The 22,884-nt window shown below is 41.6% G+C and carries 24 protein-coding genes; 18 read left to right on the top strand and 6 right to left on the bottom strand.

Annotation, left to right across the window (positions count from 1 at the left end):
• Positions 1 to 34 precede the first annotated feature (34 nt).
• From glyQ to MKZ03_RS11225, 10 genes are all read left to right on the top strand, one after another.
• Entirely contained in the window at positions 35 to 922 is an 888-nt protein-coding gene (glyQ, locus tag MKZ03_RS11270; RefSeq protein WP_012010611.1) for a glycine--tRNA ligase subunit alpha, read from the top strand.
• Positions 915 to 2,960, top strand: a complete 2,046-nt coding sequence (glyS, locus tag MKZ03_RS11265) for a glycine--tRNA ligase subunit beta (RefSeq protein WP_334749766.1) — start codon at positions 915 to 917, stop codon at positions 2,958 to 2,960. Before glyQ ends, glyS begins: the two co-directional genes overlap by 8 nt.
• 166 nt (positions 2,961 to 3,126) lie before the next feature.
• Positions 3,127 to 3,765, top strand: a complete 639-nt coding sequence (locus MKZ03_RS11260) for a helix-turn-helix transcriptional regulator (RefSeq protein ID WP_024423017.1) — start codon at positions 3,127 to 3,129, stop codon at positions 3,763 to 3,765.
• Positions 3,766 to 3,790: 25 nt separating this feature from the next.
• Positions 3,791 to 4,612 (top strand): pyruvate, water dikinase regulatory protein, encoded by an 822-nt coding sequence (locus tag MKZ03_RS11255; RefSeq protein WP_008342399.1) that lies wholly within the window; start codon positions 3,791 to 3,793, stop codon positions 4,610 to 4,612.
• A gap of 261 nt (positions 4,613 to 4,873) precedes the next feature.
• A complete protein-coding gene (locus MKZ03_RS11250; protein WP_106042432.1) occupies positions 4,874 to 5,374 on the top strand; it encodes a YaiI/YqxD family protein in 501 nt (166 codons plus the stop codon).
• 32 nt (positions 5,375 to 5,406) lie between these two features.
• Positions 5,407 to 7,236 carry a DNA primase gene (gene dnaG, locus MKZ03_RS11245; protein ID WP_341031839.1) on the top strand — a complete coding sequence of 610 codons (1,830 nt, stop codon included), beginning with the start codon at positions 5,407 to 5,409 and terminating at the stop codon, positions 7,234 to 7,236.
• Positions 7,237 to 7,437: 201 nt separating this feature from the next.
• Entirely contained in the window at positions 7,438 to 8,559 is a 1,122-nt protein-coding gene (gene rpoD, locus MKZ03_RS11240) for an RNA polymerase sigma factor RpoD (protein WP_008342392.1), read from the top strand.
• 302 nt (positions 8,560 to 8,861) lie between these two features.
• The gene (gene cccA, locus MKZ03_RS11235; protein WP_003217503.1) at positions 8,862 to 9,221 is read left to right on the top strand and encodes a cytochrome c550; all 360 of its coding nucleotides are present in this window, start codon (positions 8,862 to 8,864) and stop codon (positions 9,219 to 9,221) included.
• A gap of 120 nt (positions 9,222 to 9,341) precedes the next feature.
• Positions 9,342 to 10,058, top strand: coding sequence for a tRNA (adenine(22)-N(1))-methyltransferase (locus MKZ03_RS11230; RefSeq protein ID WP_106030984.1), 717 nt, complete (start codon positions 9,342 to 9,344; stop codon positions 10,056 to 10,058).
• Positions 10,051 to 11,172 carry a Nif3-like dinuclear metal center hexameric protein gene (locus MKZ03_RS11225; RefSeq protein WP_060596667.1) on the top strand — a complete coding sequence of 374 codons (1,122 nt, stop codon included), beginning with the start codon at positions 10,051 to 10,053 and terminating at the stop codon, positions 11,170 to 11,172. Before MKZ03_RS11230 ends, MKZ03_RS11225 begins: the two co-directional genes overlap by 8 nt.
• A gap of 39 nt (positions 11,173 to 11,211) precedes the next feature.
• Here MKZ03_RS11225 and MKZ03_RS11220 read toward each other — a convergent pair whose 3' ends face one another.
• Entirely contained in the window at positions 11,212 to 12,156 is a 945-nt protein-coding gene (locus MKZ03_RS11220) for a 4-hydroxy-3-methylbut-2-enyl diphosphate reductase (RefSeq protein ID WP_034661333.1), read from the bottom strand.
• A gap of 157 nt (positions 12,157 to 12,313) precedes the next feature.
• Positions 12,314 to 13,012, bottom strand: coding sequence for a VrrA/YqfQ family protein (gene vrrA, locus MKZ03_RS11215; protein ID WP_034661332.1), 699 nt, complete (start codon positions 13,010 to 13,012; stop codon positions 12,314 to 12,316).
• A gap of 155 nt (positions 13,013 to 13,167) precedes the next feature.
• On the opposite strand from vrrA, the gene MKZ03_RS11210 reads away from it, so the two are divergent.
• Complete coding sequence (locus tag MKZ03_RS11210; protein ID WP_060596668.1) at positions 13,168 to 14,487, top strand: DEAD/DEAH box helicase; 1,320 nt, start codon at positions 13,168 to 13,170, stop codon at positions 14,485 to 14,487.
• A 9-nt stretch (positions 14,488 to 14,496) separates the two neighbouring features.
• Positions 14,497 to 15,390, top strand: a complete 894-nt coding sequence (locus MKZ03_RS11205; protein WP_106039262.1) for a deoxyribonuclease IV — start codon at positions 14,497 to 14,499, stop codon at positions 15,388 to 15,390.
• A 49-nt stretch (positions 15,391 to 15,439) separates the two neighbouring features.
• Here the strand turns inward: MKZ03_RS11205 and MKZ03_RS11200 are convergent, their stop codons facing one another.
• Positions 15,440 to 15,694, bottom strand: a complete 255-nt coding sequence (locus tag MKZ03_RS11200) for a DUF2624 domain-containing protein (protein ID WP_034661327.1) — start codon at positions 15,692 to 15,694, stop codon at positions 15,440 to 15,442.
• Between the two features lie 140 nt (positions 15,695 to 15,834).
• Between MKZ03_RS11200 and MKZ03_RS11195 the strand changes: the two genes are divergently transcribed.
• The 5 genes from MKZ03_RS11195 to MKZ03_RS11175 all read left to right on the top strand — a co-directional run bounded on the left by MKZ03_RS11195 (position 15,835) and on the right by MKZ03_RS11175 (position 19,945).
• Positions 15,835 to 16,716, top strand: coding sequence for a YitT family protein (locus MKZ03_RS11195; RefSeq protein ID WP_034661326.1), 882 nt, complete (start codon positions 15,835 to 15,837; stop codon positions 16,714 to 16,716).
• A gap of 135 nt (positions 16,717 to 16,851) precedes the next feature.
• Entirely contained in the window at positions 16,852 to 17,628 is a 777-nt protein-coding gene (locus MKZ03_RS11190; protein ID WP_095285396.1) for a metal ABC transporter ATP-binding protein, read from the top strand.
• On the top strand, positions 17,628 to 18,488 hold the full coding sequence (locus tag MKZ03_RS11185) for a metal ABC transporter permease (RefSeq protein ID WP_060596671.1): 861 nt from the start codon (positions 17,628 to 17,630) through the stop codon (positions 18,486 to 18,488). The genes MKZ03_RS11190 and MKZ03_RS11185 overlap by 1 nt, the downstream gene beginning before the upstream one ends.
• Positions 18,466 to 18,894, top strand: a complete 429-nt coding sequence (locus tag MKZ03_RS11180) for a Fur family transcriptional regulator (protein ID WP_012010595.1) — start codon at positions 18,466 to 18,468, stop codon at positions 18,892 to 18,894. Before MKZ03_RS11185 ends, MKZ03_RS11180 begins: the two co-directional genes overlap by 23 nt.
• Positions 18,895 to 19,027: 133 nt before the next feature.
• Entirely contained in the window at positions 19,028 to 19,945 is a 918-nt protein-coding gene (locus MKZ03_RS11175; protein WP_341031833.1) for an ROK family protein, read from the top strand.
• A gap of 106 nt (positions 19,946 to 20,051) precedes the next feature.
• Here MKZ03_RS11175 and MKZ03_RS11170 read toward each other — a convergent pair whose 3' ends face one another.
• Positions 20,052 to 20,630, bottom strand: coding sequence for a 5' nucleotidase, NT5C type (locus MKZ03_RS11170; protein WP_341031831.1), 579 nt, complete (start codon positions 20,628 to 20,630; stop codon positions 20,052 to 20,054).
• 139 nt (positions 20,631 to 20,769) lie between these two features.
• Between MKZ03_RS11170 and MKZ03_RS11165 the strand changes: the two genes are divergently transcribed.
• The gene (locus tag MKZ03_RS11165; protein ID WP_060596674.1) at positions 20,770 to 21,132 is read left to right on the top strand and encodes a DUF308 domain-containing protein; all 363 of its coding nucleotides are present in this window, start codon (positions 20,770 to 20,772) and stop codon (positions 21,130 to 21,132) included.
• Between the two features lie 43 nt (positions 21,133 to 21,175).
• Here MKZ03_RS11165 and ispG read toward each other — a convergent pair whose 3' ends face one another.
• Together ispG and MKZ03_RS11155 are read right to left on the bottom strand one after the other, a co-directional pair.
• Entirely contained in the window at positions 21,176 to 22,288 is a 1,113-nt protein-coding gene (ispG, locus tag MKZ03_RS11160; protein ID WP_341031829.1) for a flavodoxin-dependent (E)-4-hydroxy-3-methylbut-2-enyl-diphosphate synthase, read from the bottom strand.
• Between the two features lie 105 nt (positions 22,289 to 22,393).
• Positions 22,394 to 22,696: a hypothetical protein gene (locus MKZ03_RS11155; protein WP_034661318.1), complete on the bottom strand. Its 303-nt coding sequence runs from the start codon at positions 22,694 to 22,696 to the stop codon at positions 22,394 to 22,396.
• Positions 22,697 to 22,884: the final 188 nt, after the last annotated feature.

The following is a 22,884-nucleotide window of genomic DNA, read 5'->3' as shown; positions in this document are numbered from 1 at the left end:
AGCGGATGGTGTAGAAAAGATGGAGGTGCGATCATTGAATATTCAAGACATGATTTTGACGCTGCAAAAGCATTGGTCAAATGAAGGCTGCGTATTAATGCAGGCGTATGACACAGAAAAAGGTGCCGGAACGATGAGTCCATACACGTTCCTGCGAAGCATTGGCCCAGAGCCGTGGAAGGTAGCATATGTAGAGCCTTCAAGACGCCCGGCTGATGGCAGATATGGAGAAAACCCAAATAGATTGTATCAGCATCATCAATTTCAAGTGATCATTAAGCCGTCACCTGACAATATTCAAGAACTGTATCTTGAATCATTGAAAGCACTTGGTATTGACCCGCTGAAACATGATATTCGTTTTGTGGAAGACAACTGGGAAAACCCATCTCTTGGCTGTGCAGGACTTGGCTGGGAAGTATGGCTTGATGGGATGGAAATTACACAATTCACGTATTTCCAGCAAGTCGGCGGCTTAGAATGTAAGCCTGTTTCCGTTGAAATCACATACGGTATTGAACGTCTTGCTTCCTACATCCAGGACAAAGAAAATGTCTTCGATCTTGAATGGACAGACGGGTTTACAGTCAGAGATTTATTCTTAATGGCTGAATATGAGCACTCTGTTTATACATTTGAAACATCTAATACTGACATGCTGTTTGAGTTATTTACGACCTATGAGAAGGAAGCGCATAGCCAAATGGACAAAGGGCTTGTTCACCCAGCATACGATTATGTGCTCAAATGCTCTCATACGTTTAACCTGCTCGATGCAAAGGGCGCGATTTCTGTTACCGAGCGAACTGGCTATATCGGAAGAGTGCGCCAGTTAGCCAGAAAAGTAGCCAAAACATATTATGAAGAACGAGAAAAATTGGGATTCCCTATGCTAAAAGAGGAGGCGGCTTCTCATGAATAAACAAGATGTATTACTCGAAATTGGCTTAGAAGAGATGCCGGCTCGTTTCATGCCGGAAAGCACAAAGCAGCTAGGTGAGAAAGTAAAAGCATGGTTTGAAACGCAAAATATTTCATTTGAAGATGTTGCTTTATTCAACTCACCAAGACGTCTTGCTGTACTCGTGAAAGGTGTCGCAGAAAAACAAGAAGACATCAAAGAAGAAGCAAAAGGCCCAGCTAAAAAGATTGCGAAAGATGCAGAAGGCAATTGGACAAAAGCAGCAGAAGGCTTTGCCCGCGGACAAGGTGCCTCAACAGCTGATCTCTATTTTAAAGAGATCAAAGGAGTGGACTACGTTCATGTCCAAAAGTTTCAAGAAGGAAAGCAAGTCAAAGACCTTCTGCCAGCGTTAGGTGAGATCGCCGCCTCATTAAGTTTTCCAAAGAACATGAGATGGGGAAGCAAAGATTTACGCTATATCCGTCCGATTAAATGGATTGTTTGTTTATTTGGAGAGGAGATTGTACCTGTTGAAATTGCTGGGGTGAAAAGCGGCCGTGAGACAAGAGGACACCGTTTCCTTGGTAGGGCAGCCACCATCGACTCGCCTGCTTCTTATGAGCAAACATTGCGCGGTCAATTTGTCATTGCAGATTCAGATAAAAGAAAACAATCCATTACTAAGCAGCTAAATGCTCTATCTTCAGAAAAAGGCTGGGTCATTCCTGTTGATCCTGAGCTTCTAGAAGAAGTCAACGATCTTGTAGAATATCCAACGGTGCTTTCTGGTTCCTTTGAAGAAGAATTCCTTGCATTGCCGGAAGAAGTATTAGTGACCACAATGAAAGAGCATCAGCGCTACTTCCCTGTGAAAAATGAGCAAGGGGAATTATTGCCGCACTTTATTACGGTCAGAAATGGAAACAGTGAGGCGCTTGAAAATGTCGCAAGAGGGAACGAAAAAGTACTTCGTGCACGTTTATCAGATGCTGCATTCTTCTATAAAGAAGACGAAAAACTAGTCATTGATGACAATATTAAGAAGCTTGATAAAGTTGTATTTCATGAGAAACTTGGCACAATTGGCGACAAGCTAAAAAGAGTGACAGACATTGCGACCCGTCTAGCAGCGCATGTCGGTGCAGATGACGAAACGACAAAACGAGTGGCAAGAGCAGCAAGTATTTCGAAGTTTGATCTTGTGACTCAAATGGTCTATGAATTCCCAGAATTACAAGGAATCATGGGCGAGAAATATGCAAAAGCACTTGGCGAACATGAAGAAGTGGCAAAGAGCATCAACGAGCACTATATGCCGCGCTTTGCCGGTGATGAGGCGCCCTCCACTTTGATTGGTGCGATTGTGGCAGTAGCAGATAAGCTGGATTCTATTTGTTCCTTCTTCTCAATTGATGTCATTCCAACAGGCTCTCAAGACCCTTATGGACTGAGAAGACAAGCGAGCGGTATCGTTCAAATCCTGCTCGATCGTCATTGGAATATTTCATTTAAAGAGCTTTTGGCACTTGCTCAAGTAGAAGCAGAACATGAAGCTGCTCTGATTGAATTTTTGACACACCGTTTAAAATATGTCCTCCAAGCAGAGCATATCCGTCATGATGTTGTGGATGCAGTGCTGGATGTTGAAAATATTGAACCTTATGCAGTCGTGAAAAAAGCAGCTGTTCTTGAAGAGAGCGTGAAACAAGAAAGCTTCAAAGAAACGGCAGAAGCATTAGGACGCGTCATTTCAATCAGTAAAAAAGGGGAAGATGCAGAGATTCAGCCTGAGCTGTTTGAAAATGAGCATGAGCAAAAGCTATATGAGGCGTATCAACAAGTAGAGACAGCTGTCAAGGAACATGTAGCAGCAGGGCAATACAGCGCAGCACTTGAGGCGCTAGATACGTTAAAAACACCGATTGTTCATTATTTCGATCACACAATGGTACATGCGGATGATGAAAAGCTGAAGCAAAATCGTTTGGCGCAAATGGTCAAACTAGCCAAAGTCATTCAATCATTTGCGAATATGAACAATTTAATTGTAAAATAAATACTTAAGAACGGTTGCCTTTTTCGAAGGGCAATCGTTTTTTACTCATTTAATTCACGGTTTTTGAGTGGATTTTTGTTTCATTCGGACAAAGATGCGCTATAATATGATGAGTTATGAAAATGATATACATAAAGTAAAGATTCGCTCTCTCTATTTAAAGGTGGTGAGTACAATCGAGTTAAATAAACGGCAAGAGCAGATTTTACAGATTGTCAAAGAGAATGGTCCGATCACTGGAGAGCATATCGCCGATCGGCTGAACTTAACTAGGGCGACCCTCAGACCGGATTTAGCCATATTAACGATGTCAGGCTTTTTAGAAGCAAGACCAAGGGTCGGCTACTTTTTCACAGGAAAAACAGGCACGCAGCTTCTAGCAGATAAGCTGAAAAAACTTCAAGTAAAAGATTTTCAATCCATTCCAGTGGTGATACATGAGAATGTTTCAGTTTATGATGCGATTTGTACGATGTTTTTAGAGGATGTGGGCACATTATTCGTTGTGGATGATCACTCTATTTTAACAGGCGTGTTGTCAAGGAAAGACCTCCTTCGCGCAAGTATTGGAAAACAGGAGCTTCCATCTATCCCTGTCCATATTATTATGACAAGAATGCCGAACATCACCGTATGCCGCAAGGAAGATTTTATTATGGATGTGGCGAAGCACTTGATTGAAAAGCAGATAGATGCACTTCCTGTTATAAAAGATACGGATAAAGGCTTTGAAGTGGTCGGCAGAATTACGAAAACAAACATGACGAAAATACTTGTTAGCTTATCGGAGAATGAAATAATCTAATGACAGAAGACTGCGAGGGGATGTTATGAGTAATCGCGTAATTTTTGTGGTATCAGATTCAGTAGGAGAAACGGCAGAGCTCGTGGTCAAAGCGGCACTTAGCCAATTTGATGGCGGCTCATCAGACCATTCAAATATTAGAAGAATTCCGTATGTAGAGGATGTCGGTACGATTAAAGAAGTCATTTCACTGGCGAAAGCAGATAACGGAATCGTCTGCTTTACTCTTGTTGTGCCAGAAATGCGCCAATTCTTAATTGAAGAGGCAGAAGCAAACGGAGTCGTTTATTATGACATCATCGGACCACTCATCGATAAAATGGAGACTGCTTATGGAAATGAAGCGAAACATGAGCCGGGGCGTGTACGTCAATTAGATGAGGACTATTTTAAAAAGGTTGAAGCCATTGAGTTCGCAGTGAAGTATGATGACGGCAGAGACCCAAGAGGCATTCTAAAGGCTGATATTGTGCTCATCGGTGTATCACGTACATCTAAGACACCATTATCTCAATACTTGGCGCATAAACGGCTGAAGGTAGCGAACGTTCCAATTGTTCCTGAAGTAGATCCGCCAGAGGAGTTATTTTCAGTTGATCCAAAAAAATGCATCGGTCTAAAAATCAGTCCAGACAAACTAAATCATATTCGTAAAGAGCGTTTGAAATCTCTAGGTTTAAATGATCGCGCAATTTATGCGAACATTGAGCGGATTAAAGAAGAACTAGAGTATTTTGAAAAAGTGGTGGACCGCATTAACTGTCAAGTCGTTGATGTATCGAATAAAGCAGTTGAGGAAACGGCAAATGTCATTCATCAAATGCTGACCAAAAGAGGTTCCGAATAAACTCAGGATGCTCCTCCTGGGTTTTTCCTATGGTGGGAAACGGGTAAACAAAAACAATGGCATATTTGCTGCATTTGTATTATAATAAAAAATTGTGATAAAATGATTGATTTTAGGTTTAAGTTAAGTCAAGAACGAATAAACTAATATTGGCAGAAGTCAAGTGATTCTGAACATAACTTTTCGACAAAATGAGTTTTACTGTTGTTTGCTATATGGGGGGAAAGTATGGTCTTTTTGCTTCTCTAAAGCAGGAATAAGGTGGAGGGATGGAGAATTAGTCACCTGAATGAACATAAACAAGAGAGGACGATTTATGTCGATGCAGATGCTTGTCCTGTAAAAGACGAAATCCTTTCTGTCGCATCTCAATTTCAAGTACCTGTGATGTTCATTGCTTCATATGAGCATTTTCAAACCAAAAGATCTCCACTTGAAGATTGGCGGTTTGTAGATACACATAAGGAAGCAGCGGATTTAGTCATTGCGAACTCAGCTGCCGCGCATGATATTGTCGTCACCCAAGACATTGGTCTTGCCTCCTTACTGCTTCCAAGACAGGTCATTGTACTGTCTGAAAGAGGACGGATGTACACAAACGAAACAATTGATTTTGATTTGGAACGCAGACATGTTTCCAGTAAACAGCGAAGAAAAGGTGTATATGGAAAAGGTCCCAAAAAGCTTTTAGAAGAGGATAAAAAGCGATTTATTGCGCAGCTACAAAAAATCCTGTCGAATCATGAAGGATTTTTGAATTAAAAGGCGAATAATGTACGACGGAGTGTTATAGGATGAGCAAACGTATACCAGATGAACTTTTGGAGCAAATCCAAAAAAACGCAGACATTGTCGAAGTGATTGGAGAATACGTACAGCTTAGAAAGCAAGGTCGAAATTACTTCGGTCTTTGTCCATTCCATGGTGAAAATACTCCTTCATTCTCTGTTTCAGCAGATAAGCAAATCTTCCATTGTTTTGGCTGTGGTGCAGGAGGTAATGTATTTTCGTTCCTCAGACAAATGGAAGGCTACTCATTTATTGAAGCCGTTTCACATGTTGCTGATAAGTACCATATTGATTTGCCTGATCATGTAGCAAATGCTCAGGTCAGCTCCTCACAGCAAGAGGACACTGCAGATCATAAAATGATTGAAGCGCATGAGCTTCTTAAGAAATTTTACCACCATTTGCTGGTAAATACAAAGGAAGGTCAAAACGCACTCAATTATTTACGGGCGAGAGGCTTTACGGATGAAACAATTGCCAAGTTTGAGATCGGATATGCTCTTGACTCTTGGGATTTCGTGACCAAGTTTTTAGAAAAACGAGGGTTTGATCCTGTGATGATGGAGAAGGCTGGTCTTTTGATTCAACGTGAAAACGGAACAGGCTTTTTTGACCGCTTTAGGGATCGTGTGATGTTTCCCATTCATGATCATCATGGGACAGTTGTCGCTTTTTCCGGAAGATCGCTTGGTGATCAGCAGCCTAAGTATATGAATAGTCCTGAAACGCCACTTTTTCATAAAAGTAAGCTGCTTTATCACTTTCATGACGCGCGTATGCATATACGAAAACGCGAACGGGCGGTTCTTTTCGAAGGATTTGCTGACGTCATTTCAGCTGTCACATCAGGTGTCGGCGAAAGTGTTGCAACAATGGGTACGTCTCTAACAGAAGAGCACGTAAAACTTCTCAGACGTAACGTAGAAGAGATCATTCTTTGCTATGACTCTGACACGGCCGGTTATGAAGCCACCATGAAAGCATCAGATTTGCTTGGAAAAAGAGGATGTAAAGTTCGCGTTGCCATGATACCAGATGGACTTGATCCAGATGATTACATTCGTAAATATGGCGGCGAGAAATTTAGGAATGACATCATAGATGCAAGTGTGACATTAATGACTTTTAAGATGAACTTTTTCCGTAGGGGAAAGAATTTATCTGACGAAGGAGACCGGCTTACTTATATGAAGCAGGTACTCCGAGAAATTAGCCGGTTAAACGGTTCCTTGGAACAAGAGATTTACATGAAACAGCTTGCTGGAGAGTTCTCGATCTCACTTAATTCATTAAAAGAACAACTGGAGCTCTTTGAAAAACAGCAGCGGCAAGAAGCCAAAAGCACACAGGAAGAAAGCGGGCTTGAAAAACGGCGTGCACATCTGTCAACACAGGTAAGAAGAAAGCGTCTGCGGCCAGCATATGAAAATGCAGAGCGAATGCTGCTTGCTCATATGTTAAAAAGTGATGACGTGATCCGAAAAGTACTTGACAGAGTAGGGATTGAATTTAATATAGATTCTCACAGGGCGCTGGCCACGTACATTTATGCTTTGTATGAAGAAGGGAAAGAACCAACGCCCCAGCATCTGATGAACCGTATAGAAGATGATATTATCAATCAGCTTCTGACGGATATATTCATGATTCAAGTTGGAGACGAACTAAGTGAAGCTGAATTAAGTGATTATGTAAAAAAAGTGTTGAATCATCGGAATTTGTCAATGATAAAGGAAAAAGAACTAGAACGTGCAGAAGCGGAGAGGCAAAAAGATTTCTTCAAAGCGGCAACACTTGCAAAAGAAATTATTCAGTTGAACCGTTCGCTGAAGTAATACGTCTAATATTTATGACAAGACTTACGGCTGGCAATGAATCCTTTACGGGAGGAGCATAAGACCGCAAGCATCTTGCCTTCATCATTATTTATTTTATTCCTATTTGCTCATCTGTTTGATAAAGAGAGAAAAGCAGAGCGAAAGCAAATCGCAAGTTACTTTAGAATTCGTTGCAAGCTTTGGAAGGAGGGATCCATAATGGCTGATAAACAAGCCCACGAAACCGAAACTGAATTAACCTTTGAACAGGTGAGAGATAAGCTCACTGAAACGGGTAAAAAACGGGGCGTTTTAACATACGAAGAAATTGCAGAGCGTATGTCTAGCTTTGAAATTGAATCAGACCAAATGGATGAATACTATGAATACTTAGGCGAACAGGGTGTAGAGCTCATCAGTGAAAACGAAGAGACAGAAGACCCAAATGTTCAGCAGCTGGCTAAAGCAGAAGAGGAATTTGACCTGAATGATTTAAGCGTACCACCAGGTGTCAAAATTAATGATCCTGTTCGTATGTACTTAAAAGAAATCGGACGCGTCAATTTGTTATCTGCTAAAGAAGAAATTACGTATGCTCAAAAGATCGAAGAAGGCGATGAGGAATCAAAAAGAAGATTAGCGGAAGCAAACCTTCGTCTCGTTGTCAGCATCGCGAAACGCTACGTCGGTCGTGGTATGCTGTTCCTTGACTTGATTCAAGAAGGAAACATGGGTCTTATGAAGGCAGTTGAGAAGTTTGATTACCGCAAAGGATACAAATTCTCAACATATGCAACCTGGTGGATTAGACAGGCGATCACGCGTGCGATTGCCGATCAGGCCAGAACAATCAGGATCCCGGTTCATATGGTGGAAACCATTAATAAATTGATCCGTGTTCAAAGACAGCTTCTGCAAGACCTAGGCAGAGAACCAACGCCAGAGGAAATTGCTGAAGACATGGATTTAACTCCAGAAAAGGTAAGAGAAATTCTTAAAATTGCGCAAGAGCCTGTATCTTTAGAAACACCTATTGGTGAAGAAGATGACTCGCATCTTGGTGATTTTATTGAAGACCAAGAGGCGACATCTCCATCTGACCATGCTGCATACGAATTGTTAAAAGAGCAGCTTGAAGATGTATTAGACACGCTAACGGACCGTGAAGAAAATGTACTGAGACTACGCTTCGGACTAGATGACGGAAGAACACGTACGTTAGAAGAGGTTGGAAAGGTGTTCGGCGTCACAAGAGAGCGTATCCGCCAAATTGAAGCGAAAGCTCTGCGTAAATTAAGACACCCAAGCAGAAGTAAACGATTAAAAGACTTCTTAGAGTAGAAACTGGACGGATCTTGAAAGAGATCCGTTCTTTCTTCATCAAAAATGAAAACGCTTTTTTCAATCTGATTATATTTTACTGAATAACAAATGAATTTGCAACGTTCTTAGAGAAAAGATGTATAAAAAATACATCAAAATGTGCTGAAGTCTTCATTTCTCATCTTGCATCATTTTTGTCTAATCTGTGAACTTGACCAAAGTTTTGTATCATAATTCGTTTACTTTTTGTAAAATTAAAGTAGAATTAGAATTGTTTGCATAGTCTCAAAGGGGTTTTCACAAAGGGGAGGATGAAAGAAATGAAACGGAATCCACTTATACCATTCTTATTGATTGCCATTTTAGGTATTGGACTCACTTTTTTCTTATCAATGAAGGGGTTGAAAGATGAAGACAAAATCGCCTCTGGAGGCGAGGAGCAAAAACAAGAAGAGACAGCGAATGCGACGCCGGAAGAATTGTATAAGCAAAACTGTTTGAGCTGTCACGGGGAAAACTATGAAGGCGGCGCAGGTCCTGCATTAAAAGGCGTTGGAGACAAGCTTGAAGTGGCAGACATCAAGAAGAAAATTCAAGAAGGCGGCAACGGGATGCCAGGCGGGCTGATCCCGAATGAAAAGCTCGATGAAATGTCGGAATGGGTATCCAAAATTAAATAATGTTACGCAAAAAGCTCTTTTTCATCAGAAGAGCTTTTTTCATTTGAAAACGACTTTTAAAAAGTCCATAATTTATATAAGATAGACAAGTATGAACATTAAAGAAAAGTAGTGATACGTATGAATGAAATGAATTTATCAAAACGATTAAAAAGAGTCGCAGACTTTTTACCACATGAGGCCGTCTTTGCTGATATCGGCTCAGATCATGCCTATTTGCCATGCTATGCGATCCTGCATCAAAAAGCAGTAAAAGCCATTGCTGGTGAAATTACAGAGGGACCGCTTCAATCGGCGAAGCAGCAAGTACATAGACTTGAATTAGATGACCAGATCTCGGTCAGAAAAGGTAATGGCCTTGAAGTTATTGAAAAGGGCGAAGTGAATGCTATCACGATTGCAGGTATGGGCGGAGCACTCATCGCAAGCATTTTAAATGACGGCAAGCATAAGCTCGCAGGCCATGAGAGGCTCATTCTTCAGCCAAATATCCATGCTCACCACATTCGTTTATGGCTCTATCAAGAGGGGTATGAATTGATGGATGAAGTCATTTTAGAAGAGGATGGCAAAATATACGAAATCATGATCGCAGAAAAAGGCGACAAAGATAAAGCCTATGAAGGGATGTCGATTGAAACAGGCATGCTAGTTGGTCCGTTTCTTGCGAAAGAGCAAAACGACGTCTTCCGGCGCAAGTGGATGCAAGAGCTTCAGCATATGGAGAAAATAGAAAGTCAAATTCAGCAGGCAGCGCGGGCAGAAGAGAATAAGGAGCGCCTTGAAGAGCTGCATGTAAAAATAAAGATTCTAAAGGAGGTTTTGACTGTTGGCTAAAACAGTAAACGGACATGAAATCATCCAATTATTTGAACAATTTTCACCAAAGGCGTATGCCGTAGAAGGTGACAAAATCGGTCTCCAGATTGGGACGTTAAATAAAAAGGTAAACAATGTCATGATCACCTTGGATGTATTAGAGAATGTGGTAGATGAGGCGATCGAAAGAAATGTGGATCTCATTATTGCTCACCATCCACCGATCTTTCGTCCGTTAAAACATGTAGCGACAGATCAGCCAGCTGGACGGATCATTGAGAAATGCATCAAACATGATATTGCGGTATATGTGGCACATACGAATTTAGATGTGGCTGATGGAGGAGTCAATGACTTGCTTGCGGAGGCTTTAGAGCTTGAAGAAACAAGTGTGTTAGTCCCGACATATGAAGATCAAATCAAACAGCTTGCCCTGTATGTCCCGCAGGAATTTGAAGAAGCCATCCGTACAGCTTTAGGAAATGCGGGCGCAGGCCATATTGGCAACTACAGCCATTGCGCGTTTTCAAATGAGGGGACAGGCAGCTTTTTGCCATCAGAAGATGCGGATCCGTTCATTGGTGAGAGCGGTCAATTGGAATTTGTCAAAGAAGTGCGGATTGAAACCATTTTCCCGGCAAGTATAGAAAAACAAGTGATTCGTGAAATGATCAAAGCACACCCTTATGAAGAAGTCGCTTATAGTGTACACACGACAGATCTTCCTCCAATTCAAAAAGGCCTTGGCCGTATAGGGGAGCTAAGAGAGCCTATGACCCTTGGAGATTTTACACGATTTGTGAAGACAAAGCTGGATGTAAATGGTGCTCGCTTTGTAGGTGATCAGGACGCTGTTGTGAAAAAAGTGGCTGTGCTTGGCGGAGACGGAAATAAATACATTCATCAAGCGAAAAGAATGGGTGCTGATGTGTATGTGACAGGGGATCTTTATTTCCATGTCGCCCATGATGCCATGATGCTCGGGCTGAACGTAGTGGACCCAGGGCATTATGCAGAAAAGATTATGAAAGAGGGCGTAAAGGCGAAGCTTCAATCGCTATGTTCAGATAAAAAGTATGATGTACAGCTCTTTGTTTCTGAATCGAACACAAACCCATTTCAATTTATGTAAACAAAAAAACGTCAGAGCTGCTATGCTCTGACGTTTTCTTTATTTCTTTGTTTTCACGCGCGGTAGTATTTTCGAAAGAGGAACCGACCGTTCAATCTTCCAAGTTGCTTCATCATCCGGCTCGTAGTTTTCTAAGAAACGTATGACTTCCTTTGTAATAGGTGTTGGTGTTGAAGCACCAGCCGTAACGGCAACGGTATTTACGCCTTGCAGCCACTCCAGCTTGAGCTCACTTAGGTCACCAATACGGTAAGCCTGCGTTCCAGCAATCTCCATGGACACTTGTGCCAGACGGTTGGAGTTATTACTTTTTGGATCGCCGACAACAATGGTAAGATCAGCTTGGCCAGCTTGCTCGGAAACAGCTTCCTGACGTACCTGTGTCGCAAGACAAATTTCTTGATGGTACTCGACGTGAGGGTATTTCTCTTTAATCAGCTCCATTAGATCGTGAACATCCCACTGAGACATCGTCGTCTGATTGGTGATGAGCAGTTTATCTGATGTTAAATCGAGCGCCTCAATGTCGGCTTCTGTTTCGACAAGATGCACCTTGTCAGGAGCTACTCCGACAGCTCCCTCTGGCTCAGGATGACCCTTTTTCCCAATATAAATAATGTCATATCCATCGGCTGTTTTCTCTGAAATGAGTTCATGTGTTTTCGTTACATCGGGACAGGTTGCATCAATGGTGATAAGGCCTTTTTCTTCTGCAATTTGACGAACCTCAGGTGAAACGCCGTGAGCGGTGAAAATGACTGTTCCGCTTTCAACCTGCTTTAAAATGTCCATGCGGTTTGGTCCGTCCAGTGTGTAGATCCCATCTTCTTCGAAGGCATCTGTCACGTGCTTGTTGTGCACAATCATACCTAATATATAAATTGGGCGTGGCAAGTTTTTATCAAGTGCGGCATTTTTAGCAATGACCATTGCATCCACAACGCCATAGCAATAGCCACGCGGCGAAATTTTAATTACATTCATTTATTCGTCCTCCTGTAGGGAAGTGCTGCTAGAGAAGAACAATATAAAAAGCCGTAAAAAACGGCTTTTTATCATTCTCTAGCTTCCATTATAGCCAAAGTAAGCGCATATATCAAAGATTGTTATACGCAGTGAACACTTCGCCGTTAAAAGATCACTAGACATATAGTTTTGGAACAGAGCTGCCAGGTCTTTTTTTCGGTTTTGCTTCAGGAGCAGGTGATGTGTGAGGAGCTGCTTTTTTGACGAGGATGTCCTCTGGTTCTTTGTTTTCTTCTATTTCATCATCTCGTGCTGCTTCTTCTTGCGGCACTTCTGTTTCCTTGCCGATCTCTTTAGGATCTTCATCTGCGCTTGTTTCATCATCATCCGCACTGCCGAGCTGGCTGTACAGCTTAATCATGGCAGGCAGATTTCTTACTAAAGGACCGTATTGCTGAATCATTGGTGTAAATTGCTGCGCCATACCGAGCACTTTTTGTACATTTCCTAACATGCTTGAGAGGGTCGCAGGATTTGTGAAGCTCTGGATTCCTTGTAATCCCGCACCACCTCCAGAGATCCCTGCTCCCCCTGCGCCAGGAAGAAATTTAGCGAGCATGCCTTTCATTCCTGCTCCGCCGCCTAGTGCGCGGCTCTCGCCTCCTGGAATTCCGTCCATCCCGCGTATACCGCCTCCCTGTACAGACGGGGAGCGAGGCATCATTTGCTGAAATTGATTGCCTTGCCCTTGAAAAGGCTGTTCGATAGGAGGCTGCTGCCCTCTTTGAAAAATCCCGGGTTGTCCGCCATTTCCAAGATGCCGGCGTGAGGGACGGTGCGGCTGAAAATCGCCCATAGGCCTTTGCCCTAACATACTTGTACCTCCCTTACTGCATTCTCTTTCTCTTCATAGGTTATGCAAGGAAGCATCAATTGGTTTCCTGTAAGAAAAGCGGACATGGTTTTTTTGCTGAAAATCAGCTATAATGAGGAGATGAGCAAAAAGGCATTGCCTTAAGGAGTGAAAACATGAACGAAACAAAATTTACGACATATGAATTAAAGCCTTTTATTATAGATGCTATTCATGAACTGGGCTTTTATGAGCCAACTGATATTCAAAAAAGAATCATCCCTGCTGTGTTAAAAGGAGAAAGCGTGATTGGTCAATCACAAACAGGAACAGGAAAAACCCATGCGTACTTATTGCCGCTTATTCATTCAATTGATCCAAGCAAAGAGCAAGTACAAGTTGTGATTACTGCACCTACAAGAGAATTAGCCAATCAAATTTTCAAAGAAGCCCAAACGATTTTAAAGAATGCCTCTCCAGAAGAAGAGATGAAAGCAAAGCTTTACATTGGTGGAACGGACAAGCAGAAATCCATTCAAAAGCTAAAAACCCAGCCGCATTTGGTTGTCGGTACACCTGGACGTATTGCTGACCTCATTCATGAGCAGGCGCTGAACGTTTACAAAGCGACATCTCTTGTCATTGATGAAGCGGATTTAATGCTGGATATGGGATTTTTAGAAGATGTGGACCGTATTGGTTCACAAATGCCAGAACAGCTGCAAATGCTTGTGTTCTCAGCAACTATTCCAGAAAAACTAAAGCCGTTCCTGAAAAAATATATGGACAATCCAAAATATGCCCATGTTGAACCAAAACGAATTACAGCTGAAAACATTCAGCATATTTTAGTCCCATCTAAACAGCGTGACAAGCTAAAACTGCTCCATGAAATGGTGACGAATGTACAGCCTTATTTAGGCATCATTTTTGCCAATACAAAAACAACCGTTGATGAAATCGCATCATTCTTACAAGAAAAAGGAATGAAGGTTGGGGTGCTTCATGGCGGATTAACGCCGCGCGAACGTAAAAAAGTAATGAAACAAATTGATGATTTAGAGTTCACTTATATTGTGGCATCTGATCTTGCAGCCCGCGGAATTGATATTAAAGGCGTCAGCCACGTGATCAACTATGAACTTCCATCTGATCTTGATTTTTATGTTCACCGTGTTGGTAGAACAGCTCGAGCTGGTTCATCTGGAATTGCAATGACTATTTATGAGCTTGCTGATGAGGATGCACTCATTCAAATTGAGAAAATGGGCGTTGTGTTTGAAAACAAAACCATTGTTCATGGCGAATGGCGAGATGCAGATGACCGCTTGAAGCGTCAAAGACGTAAAAAAGCACCTAATGAAATTGAAGAAAAAGCAAAGCGTCTTGTGAGAAAACCGAAAGCCGTCAAACCTGGATATAAAAAGAAAATGACACGTGAGATGGACAAAATCAAAAGACAGGAACGTAGAAAGTCAAAGCGTAATGGAAAGTAGGGGGAAACATTGTTGAAGATTGGTTCACATGTATCCATGAGCGGAAAACATATGCTTCTTGCAGCGAGTCAAGAAGCTGCCTCTTATGGTTCGAATACGTTTATGATTTATACAGGTGCACCGCAAAATACGCGCCGCAAAAAAATTGAAGACCTCAATATTGAAGCTGGACAAGCGCATATGAAAGAGCATGGTATGACAGATATCGTCGTACATGCACCGTATATTATTAATATTGGGAACACCGTCAATCCAGCGACATTTGAGCTTGGCGTGGACTTCCTTCGCTCTGAGATTGAACGTACAGAAGCGCTAGGTGCAGGGCAGATTGTTCTCCACCCAGGTGCACATGTCGGAGCAGGACCAGAAGCAGGAATCCAAAAAATCATTGAAGGTTTAAACGAAGTCATCGTAAAAGGGCAAAAGGTTCAAATTGCACTTGAAACAATGGCAGGCAAAGGATCAGAGTGCGGAAGAAGCTTTGAAGAGCTTGCCCAAATTATCGACGGAGTGACACATAACGAAGCACTTTCTGTCTGCTTTGATACGTGTCACACACACGATGCTGGTTACCCGATTGTGACTGACTTTGATGGGGTGTTAGAAGAATTTGATCGAATCGTCGGTATTGACCGAATCAAGGTTCTTCATATTAATGACAGTAAAAACGTACAAGGCGCAAGAAAAGACCGACATGAAAATATCGGCTTTGGTGAAATTGGCTTCGATGCACTGAACTATATTGTGCATCACCCGCAGCTTCAAGATGTGCCCAAAATCTTAGAAACGCCTTATGTAGGTGAAGATAAAAAGAACAAAAAACCACCTTACAAATTCGAAATTGCGATGCTGAAAGAAAAGCAATTTGACGAAGGCTTACTAGATAAAATTAAGGGTCAGTAAAAAAAGCATACAACATCATGAGGTGCCGCTAAATGCGGCCCTTTTTTGCTTAACTTGTAAACTGATTAAACAGATCATTGACAGTCTGAGCTGTCTGTTTAGAAGTAATCGCTTCCACTTGCTTAAGAAGCCGGTTACGCTCTGCATCATTAAAAATATTGACGTTTTTCCCATTCATGAGTTTGGCCACCTCGACAGCTTGGTTTGACGTTAAACTGACACCATACTGTTTCGCATACCTTAACAGATCATTTGCTGTGATCTGATTGAGCCGCTGCAGGACAATTTTTTGAATTAAAATCAATTCCATTCCTCCCCTCTGTAACAATGTATGGGCGAAAACGGAAAATGTGCAAAAAATTTTATTTTATCCTGTGAAATGATAAAATAATAAAGTGAATAAAATGTTCATTGAAAATTTAACATGTGTAGAAGGGAGAACGTATGGCAAATAGTAAACAGCATAGAAAGGAATCAGTGCCTCATTTTATTTTGAGAATTTTCCTGATTCTAGTAGGAGCTGCATGCGCAGCAGTCAGCATTGAATTATTTTTAGTGCCAAACAATATTATTGATGGAGGCATCATCGGTATTTCGCTTATTTTGGATTATCTCTTTACAGATAACCCATTCATCAATTTTGCGACGATTGTTGTCATTTTAAATATTCCATTTATGATATCAGGATACAAACATATTGGGAAAACCTTTCTGGTTTCCACAATGATTGGGATTGTCAGCTTAGCCGTGATTGAATCTTCACTCCATCATGTAGAGGCATTTACAAATCAGCCGATCTTAGCTACTGTATTTGGCGGGCTATTACTTGGTTTTGGTGTTGGACTTGTCATCCGTAATGGAGGCTCAATGGATGGAACAGAGATCTTAGGAATTCTTCTGACGAAAAAAATTCCTTTCTCCGTCGGTGAGTTTGTCATGATCGTCAATGTGTTCATTTTTATTTGGGCAGGCTTTGTCTTCGGACCAGAGCAGGCTATGTATTCTGTCATGACATATTATTTGGCAATGAAAACAATTGATGCTGTCATTCAAGGGCTTGATGAAACAAAAGCTGTCATTATCGTGTCAGATTATTATGATGAAATTTCAGATGCGATTCTTCATCGACTTGGCAGGGGAACGACAAAGCTGAGAGGGAAAGGCGGCTATACAGATGAAGAAAAGGATGTCATCTACGCCGTTGTCACAAGACTTGAAATTACAAAGCTAAAATCCATTGTATTTGAAATTGATGGTCAAGCATTTATTACGATTATGGATACGCATGAAACAAAAGGCGGTAAGTTCAAAACAGCCATTCATTAGCTTTTATTTTACTTTTTAATCTTTCTTTTATATAATGAAATGTATGTATGGACAGAGAAAATGGCAAAAGCCATTTTCTTTTTGTTGTATAAATCGTAATCATTCTTTTTATATTGATTAAAGGTGGAAAGATTCATGGCAAAGCCAATTATTGAAATGAAGGACATTTCGTACTCGTATGGACAGCGAAATGTCATTGATCACATTCATTTAACAGTAGAGGAAGGGAACTTTCTAGCACTTGTTGGACCGAATGGATCTGGTAAAACAACCTTATTAAAATGCCTGCTTGGGCTCATTAAACCACAGCAAGGTGAATTAAAGCTATTTGGCACGCCTGCGTCAAAATTTAGAGACTGGGATCAAATTGGATTTGTTTCTCAAAAGGCGAATAGTTTTAATACGGGTTTCCCTGCTTCTGTTTACGAGGTCGTTGCAAGTGGATTGACGGCGAAAATTGGTTTATTCAAACGAATGAGCAAGCAGGACAAATGGCAAGTTGAGGATGCCATTCGCTCAGTTGGCATACAAGATTTAAAGCACCAAAACATCGGTGAACTTTCAGGCGGTCAGCAGCAACGTGCTTTTATTGCCCGTGCGCTCGTCAGTCAGCCAAAGCTGCTCATTTTAGATGAACCGACGGTTGGTGTAGACCAGCGGACAGTAGAAGGCTTTTATCAGCTGCTCGAAACATTGAACAAAGAAAAAGGAATGTCTTTAATTCTCGTTACACACGACGTTGGCACCGTTTCTGATAAAGTCACCCATGTGGCTTGCTTAAATCAGACACTTCATTTCCACGGGGATGCAGAAACGTTTGATTCAATGGATGATCAAGCGTTATCTCAATTTTACGGACATGACATTCAAGTGATTCATCACGACCATCACCATCATGGGGGACATGAATAATGCTATTTCCATTTTTTCATTATGAATTTTTACAAAATGCGTTTATCGCAGGAATGCTGATCGGCTTTATTGCGCCCTTACTTGGTGTATTTATCGTCGTGAGAAGGCTCTCGCTGATTGCAGATGCCCTCAGTCACGTATCACTTGCCGGTATTGCAGCAAGCTTATTCCTTGATAAAAAGTTTGGCCTCTTGACAGGGGTGAGCCCGCTGTACTTAGGGATGGCGTTTTCTGTTGCCGGTTCATTGTTTATTGAACGTCTGCGCTCCGTGTATAAGCATTATCAGGAGCTTGCGATTCCTATTATTTTATCAGGTGGTATCGGGATTTCCGTCATCTTCATTTCACTAGCGAATGGCTTTAATACCGATTTGTTTAGTTATTTGTTCGGAAGTGTCAGTGCGGTTTCGAGATTAGATCTTTGGATTATTGTTGGGATTTCACTCGTTGTTGTGTTAGTTGTCGTGCTTTTATATAAAGAATTGTTTTTACTTTCTTTTGATGAAGAGCATGCAAAGGCTTCTGGTATTTCAGCGAAATGGATTCATTTTATTTTTATCTTAGTCGTCGCACTCGTCATTGCGGCATCGATGCGTATCGTAGGCACACTGCTTGTCTCCGCGCTTATGACGCTTCCTGTTGCGGCAAGTATCCGCATTGCCAAAGGATTCAAACAGGCGATCTTCCTTTCGATCTTGTTCGGTGAATTGTCTGTATTGGCCGGATTAATCTTAAGCTATTATCTAGATTTAGCGCCAGGCGGAACCATTGTGATGCTGTCCATTTTGATTTTAATCGGATGTATTAGTATTGGAAAATTCAGAAGGGGGAATCATCATGAACGTACAAGAAGCGCTTGATTTATTAAAGGAAAAAGGCTACAAATATACAAGCAAACGTGAAGATATGCTTCAATTGTTTTCTGATTCTGATAAATATTTGACCGCTAAAAATGTGCTGACGGCACTAAGTGAAGACTACCCAGGTCTTAGCTTTGATACGATATATCGAAACTTATCGCTATATGAAGACTTAGGTATATTAGAAACAACGGAATTGTCAGGGGAGAAGCTTTTTCGTTTTAAATGCTCATTTTCTCATCACCACCATCACTTTATTTGTCTTGCATGCGGTAAAACAAAGGAGATCGATGCCTGTCCTATGGACAAGCTAGACGCCGATTTAGAGGATTATCACATTAGCGGACATAAATTCGAAATCTACGGAACGTGTCCTTCCTGCGAACCGAAGGAAGTTCACTCATGAAAAAGCCAGCCGCAGAGCTGGCTTTTTCTTTTGTCTTTTTGAAAACGTTTTACAAAGGGCGGCTGTTTCATTAAAATGAGAACAAGGTACGATGCAGCAATTTGCGTCTTTTGGAGTAAGGGAGGGGTCAAAAGTGGCGTATTATGTCGTGTTCGATGTAGGCGGGACGAGAACAAAACATGGATTAATGGATCAGGATGGGGAGCTGGTCACGAGCGGTGACTATCAAACGAACTGCCGGCAGCTTGAACCGTTTTTAGAAGTTATGGCGGATGTGGTCAAGCAATATCAGAGAACGTCGGATGTCAGCGGAATCGCCATTAGTCTTCCGGGTTTTGTGGACAGTGAAACAGGTTATACAGAATTTGCAGGAGCCATCATCGCCTTAAATGGTCAAAATGTAAAAACACTTTTAGAAGAGAAAACATCTCTTCGTGTTGAAGTTGAAAATGATGCGAATTGTGCAGCTCTTGCAGAAAAATATAGTGGCCATGCGAAAGATTGTGACAGCTTTATTTGTATGACGATTGGCACAGGTGTTGGCGGTGGTCTTTTCGCTGGCGGTCAGCTTGTGCGCGGGGCTTCCTTCCGCGGCGGTGAATTTGGCATGATGCTGACAGAGACAGAAAATGGACAATTTACAACACTCAACAGCAGTGCTTCAACGGCTGGATTAATTCGCAGCTATAAAGAAAAGCAAGGAATTCCGCAAAGTACTCAAATAGACGGTCAAGAAATTTTTGAAAAGGCAAAGCACGATCCGTCCATTGAGAAGCTGGTGGATCAGTGGTACAAGCGAATCGCCATTGGTATTTACAATGTAGCAACTGTCCTTAATCCAGAGAAAATCCTCATTGGAGGCGGCGTAAGTGCAAGACCGGATTTACTATCAAGCATTGAGAAACATTTACATACACTGCATGCGTGGAAGAACATTCAGGTGAAGCTGGAAACGTGCTACTACTTGAATCAGGCAGGCATGAAGGGAGCACTGTACCATTTTCTCATGAAAGAAGGTCAGCTTGTTCCATCAAAAAAGCCGATACATTAAGGGTTTTCAACTATGCTGAAATGAAGCCAAAGAGATAAAATAAAGATCATTTTATCTCTTTGTGCGCCATCAAAAGCCGATACATTAGCGTATCGGCTTTTCTGTATTAATAAACAGTTTCAAAACGCTGCTCGTATTGTTTGATCCATTGAGATGCTTCCTGCCAGTTGTTGACGCGTATAATCCTGTCGTCAAGGGGCATTTGATTATAAGGGGAGTTAAAAAGAATAACCGGAATGTCAGCCTCTTTTGCAATCATCGTAGCATTCCCATGATGATCCTCGAAAAACACATCAATCTTGTGCTTTTGAACAGCTTCGAGCTTATGATGACCGCCAACCAGCTCAATGTCATCATAGTGCACGTGATGTTTGTGAAACCACTCGTAGGTGATATCCGCATGATGCTGCCTTCTCGCTGTAATATAGATCAGCCTGTGTTGATGTTTCATTTGATCAAGAATCTCTTTTGCGTCCTTAGCAGGCTTTGCCTGTTTATATATATGAGGCTCATGCTGATTCATCCAGCCCCAAAACTCTTCTTGAGAAATATTTAAAAGCTTCGTCAAATCATATTCTGTCATATCATCTAGTGTCATGGCACATTGGAACGACTCATTTAAATAGGGAACAAAGGTATCCTGCGCCGTCACTGTGCCATCTATATCAATTCCTAAACGTAACATGCCCACACTCCTCATTTTTATACTCTTAAAGTGTAACATAATCAATTCACAATTCCAGCAAGTTTTAGCAAACATGAAACAGACATTTTTGCTCATACTAAAAAAGCTCCTTTCTATTAACCAAAAGGGGGAATTGATCATGGAAAGAGACGAAGATTTCAGAAGAAATGATCGTGAAATCGACACAAACTTTAGTAATGATGATGGCTATCTAGAGGAAACAGCTGCTGAAATTGCAGAGCCATATCAGGCTTCAAGAGATCGAGTAGATAGACGAGAACGTGACCAAGCTGGTGACGATTCAGGCAGTAAGGGGATAGGCTATACAGCACTCGCGATTGCGATTATCTCGTTATTTGTCTTGCCGGTGCTATTAGGAGTAGCGGCAATCGTCGTTGGTTATATTGCAAGAAGAAAAGGAGCACATGCGCTTGGCGCATGGTCAATCGGGATCGGAATTGTTTCCGTCATCCTTGGCATATTTATCACCCCGTTCTTTTAACAAGAACAGAAAAACGCCTGACAGTGACGTCAGGCGTTTTTTGTTATGCGTTGGCTTTTGCTTTTTCAGCTTCTATTTTTGCATAATGCTCTTCAGCGATTTTATCGATTTCTTTTTTCAGTTCTTCAACCATTGTTTCTTCTGGCACTTTACGAACAATTTCACCTTTACGGAACAATAGGCCTTCGCCTCTAGCGCCGGCAATTCCGATATCAGCTTCACGCGCTTCACCTGGACCGTTTACAGCGCAGCCAAGAACAGCTACTTTAATCGGTGCTTTAATCGTGGAGATATATTCTTCGACTTCATTTGCAATGCTAATGAGGTCAATTTCAATTCGTCCGCAAGTTGGGCAAGAGATCAGTGTGGCTGCATTTGATGCAAGACCAAATGATTTCAACAGTTCACGTGCTACTTTTACTTCCTCAACTGGATCAGCACTTAATGAAATGCGGAGTGTATTCCCAATCCCCATATTCAAAATAGCGCCGAGACCAGCTGCACTTTTAACCGTACCTGCAAATAATGTACCTGATTCTGTAATTCCAAGGTGAAGAGGGTAGTCAAACGCTTTTGCTGCTTTTTCGTACGCCTCAATAGCTAGGTTGACATCAGATGCTTTCATGCTGACGATGATATCATGAAAATCTAGATCTTCTAGAATTTTAATGTGGTGCAGTGCACTTTCGACCATACCATCTGCTGTTGGGTAGCCGTATTTATCAAGAATTTTTTTCTCTAATGAACCAGCGTTTACCCCAATACGGATTGGAATGCCTTTTTCTTTTGCTGCTTTTACAACCGCTTCGACTTTTTCTCGTCTTCCGATGTTTCCTGGGTTGATTCGAATTTTGTCTGCACCTGCTTCAATGGCCTTCAGTGCAAGCTTGTAGTCAAAATGAATATCGACAACAAGCGGGATGTTGATTTGTTTTTTGATGTCTGCAATCGCATTTGCTGCACGCTCGTCTGGGCATGCGACACGCACGATTTGACAGCCTGCTTCTTCAAGACGCTTAATTTCAGCTACTGTCGCTTCGACATCATGTGTTTTGGTTGTTGCCATACTTTGAATGACAACCTCATTATTTCCACCTATAGTTAAAGGTCCCACTTTGACGGGACGCGTTTTAGTACGATGTGTGACTTCACTCACTTGTCAATCGCTCCTTAGTGTACAAGCAATCATTTGCCATGTACGTCTTGTTTTACAGTTCATATTGTAACAGTCTCTTTGTATGAATGACAAGGAATTAACGTTTTATCTCTTATATACCGGAAACTTATATGTGCTGCCTGCCCGAATTTCGTTTGCTTTGACGCCTTGATTCAGCTCTTCAAAATCCTCAATGACTTCATCAAGTGGCTTGCTTGTATGGACGATAGAGACGACGGTTTCACCTTGTTTCACCGTGACCTTCTTATATGCTTTTTTCTCAGGTGTTTGAAAGGCATTTGCAGGGACAGCTGGACCTTCTTCAACGGGGATGGTGCCATTTTTTAAATCAAAAAAGATAATAAAGAGGACAAACAAACTGATTAGCAAAAAAATAATACGCCGCATTTCACTCACCGCTTTTAAGAGTTTACTTCAGTCTATGCATGTCCTGAAATGATAGAACCAACATGAGGAGAAAAGGTGAAAAGGGAGGTTCTAGTTCGTTCTAGTGAGTCTTGTATTGAATTTACGCTCGGCGATGCTTTTTCAAGCTTCTATCACCATTATGATAAAATAAAAACAGGGGGAGAGTT

Source organism: Bacillus sp. FSL R5-0431 (genome assembly GCF_038002985.1).
Classification (GTDB): domain Bacteria; phylum Bacillota; class Bacilli; order Bacillales; family Bacillaceae; genus Bacillus.
This window is presented reverse-complemented; position numbering and strand designations above follow the sequence as displayed.

Coding starts and splice junctions, on each gene's coding strand:
- MKZ03_RS11210 (WP_060596668.1), top strand. CDS start 13,168: ATGAACGAAACAAAATTTACGACATATGAATTAAAGCCTTTTATTATA.
- MKZ03_RS11230 (WP_106030984.1), top strand. CDS start 9,342: ATGAATGAAATGAATTTATCAAAACGATTAAAAAGAGTCGCAGACTTT.
- MKZ03_RS11170 (WP_341031831.1), bottom strand. CDS start 20,630: ATGTTACGTTTAGGAATTGATATAGATGGCACAGTGACGGCGCAGGAT.
- vrrA (WP_034661332.1), bottom strand. CDS start 13,012: ATGTTAGGGCAAAGGCCTATGGGCGATTTTCAGCCGCACCGTCCCTCA.
- MKZ03_RS11190 (WP_095285396.1), top strand. CDS start 16,852: ATGGCAAAGCCAATTATTGAAATGAAGGACATTTCGTACTCGTATGGA.
- MKZ03_RS11165 (WP_060596674.1), top strand. CDS start 20,770: ATGGAAAGAGACGAAGATTTCAGAAGAAATGATCGTGAAATCGACACA.
- glyS (WP_334749766.1), top strand. CDS start 915: ATGAATAAACAAGATGTATTACTCGAAATTGGCTTAGAAGAGATGCCG.
- MKZ03_RS11180 (WP_012010595.1), top strand. CDS start 18,466: ATGAACGTACAAGAAGCGCTTGATTTATTAAAGGAAAAAGGCTACAAA.
- dnaG (WP_341031839.1), top strand. CDS start 5,407: ATGAGCAAACGTATACCAGATGAACTTTTGGAGCAAATCCAAAAAAAC.
- MKZ03_RS11155 (WP_034661318.1), bottom strand. CDS start 22,696: ATGCGGCGTATTATTTTTTTGCTAATCAGTTTGTTTGTCCTCTTTATT.
- rpoD (WP_008342392.1), top strand. CDS start 7,438: ATGGCTGATAAACAAGCCCACGAAACCGAAACTGAATTAACCTTTGAA.
- MKZ03_RS11255 (WP_008342399.1), top strand. CDS start 3,791: ATGAGTAATCGCGTAATTTTTGTGGTATCAGATTCAGTAGGAGAAACG.
- MKZ03_RS11185 (WP_060596671.1), top strand. CDS start 17,628: ATGCTATTTCCATTTTTTCATTATGAATTTTTACAAAATGCGTTTATC.
- cccA (WP_003217503.1), top strand. CDS start 8,862: ATGAAACGGAATCCACTTATACCATTCTTATTGATTGCCATTTTAGGT.
- MKZ03_RS11220 (WP_034661333.1), bottom strand. CDS start 12,156: ATGAATGTAATTAAAATTTCGCCGCGTGGCTATTGCTATGGCGTTGTG.
- MKZ03_RS11195 (WP_034661326.1), top strand. CDS start 15,835: ATGGCAAATAGTAAACAGCATAGAAAGGAATCAGTGCCTCATTTTATT.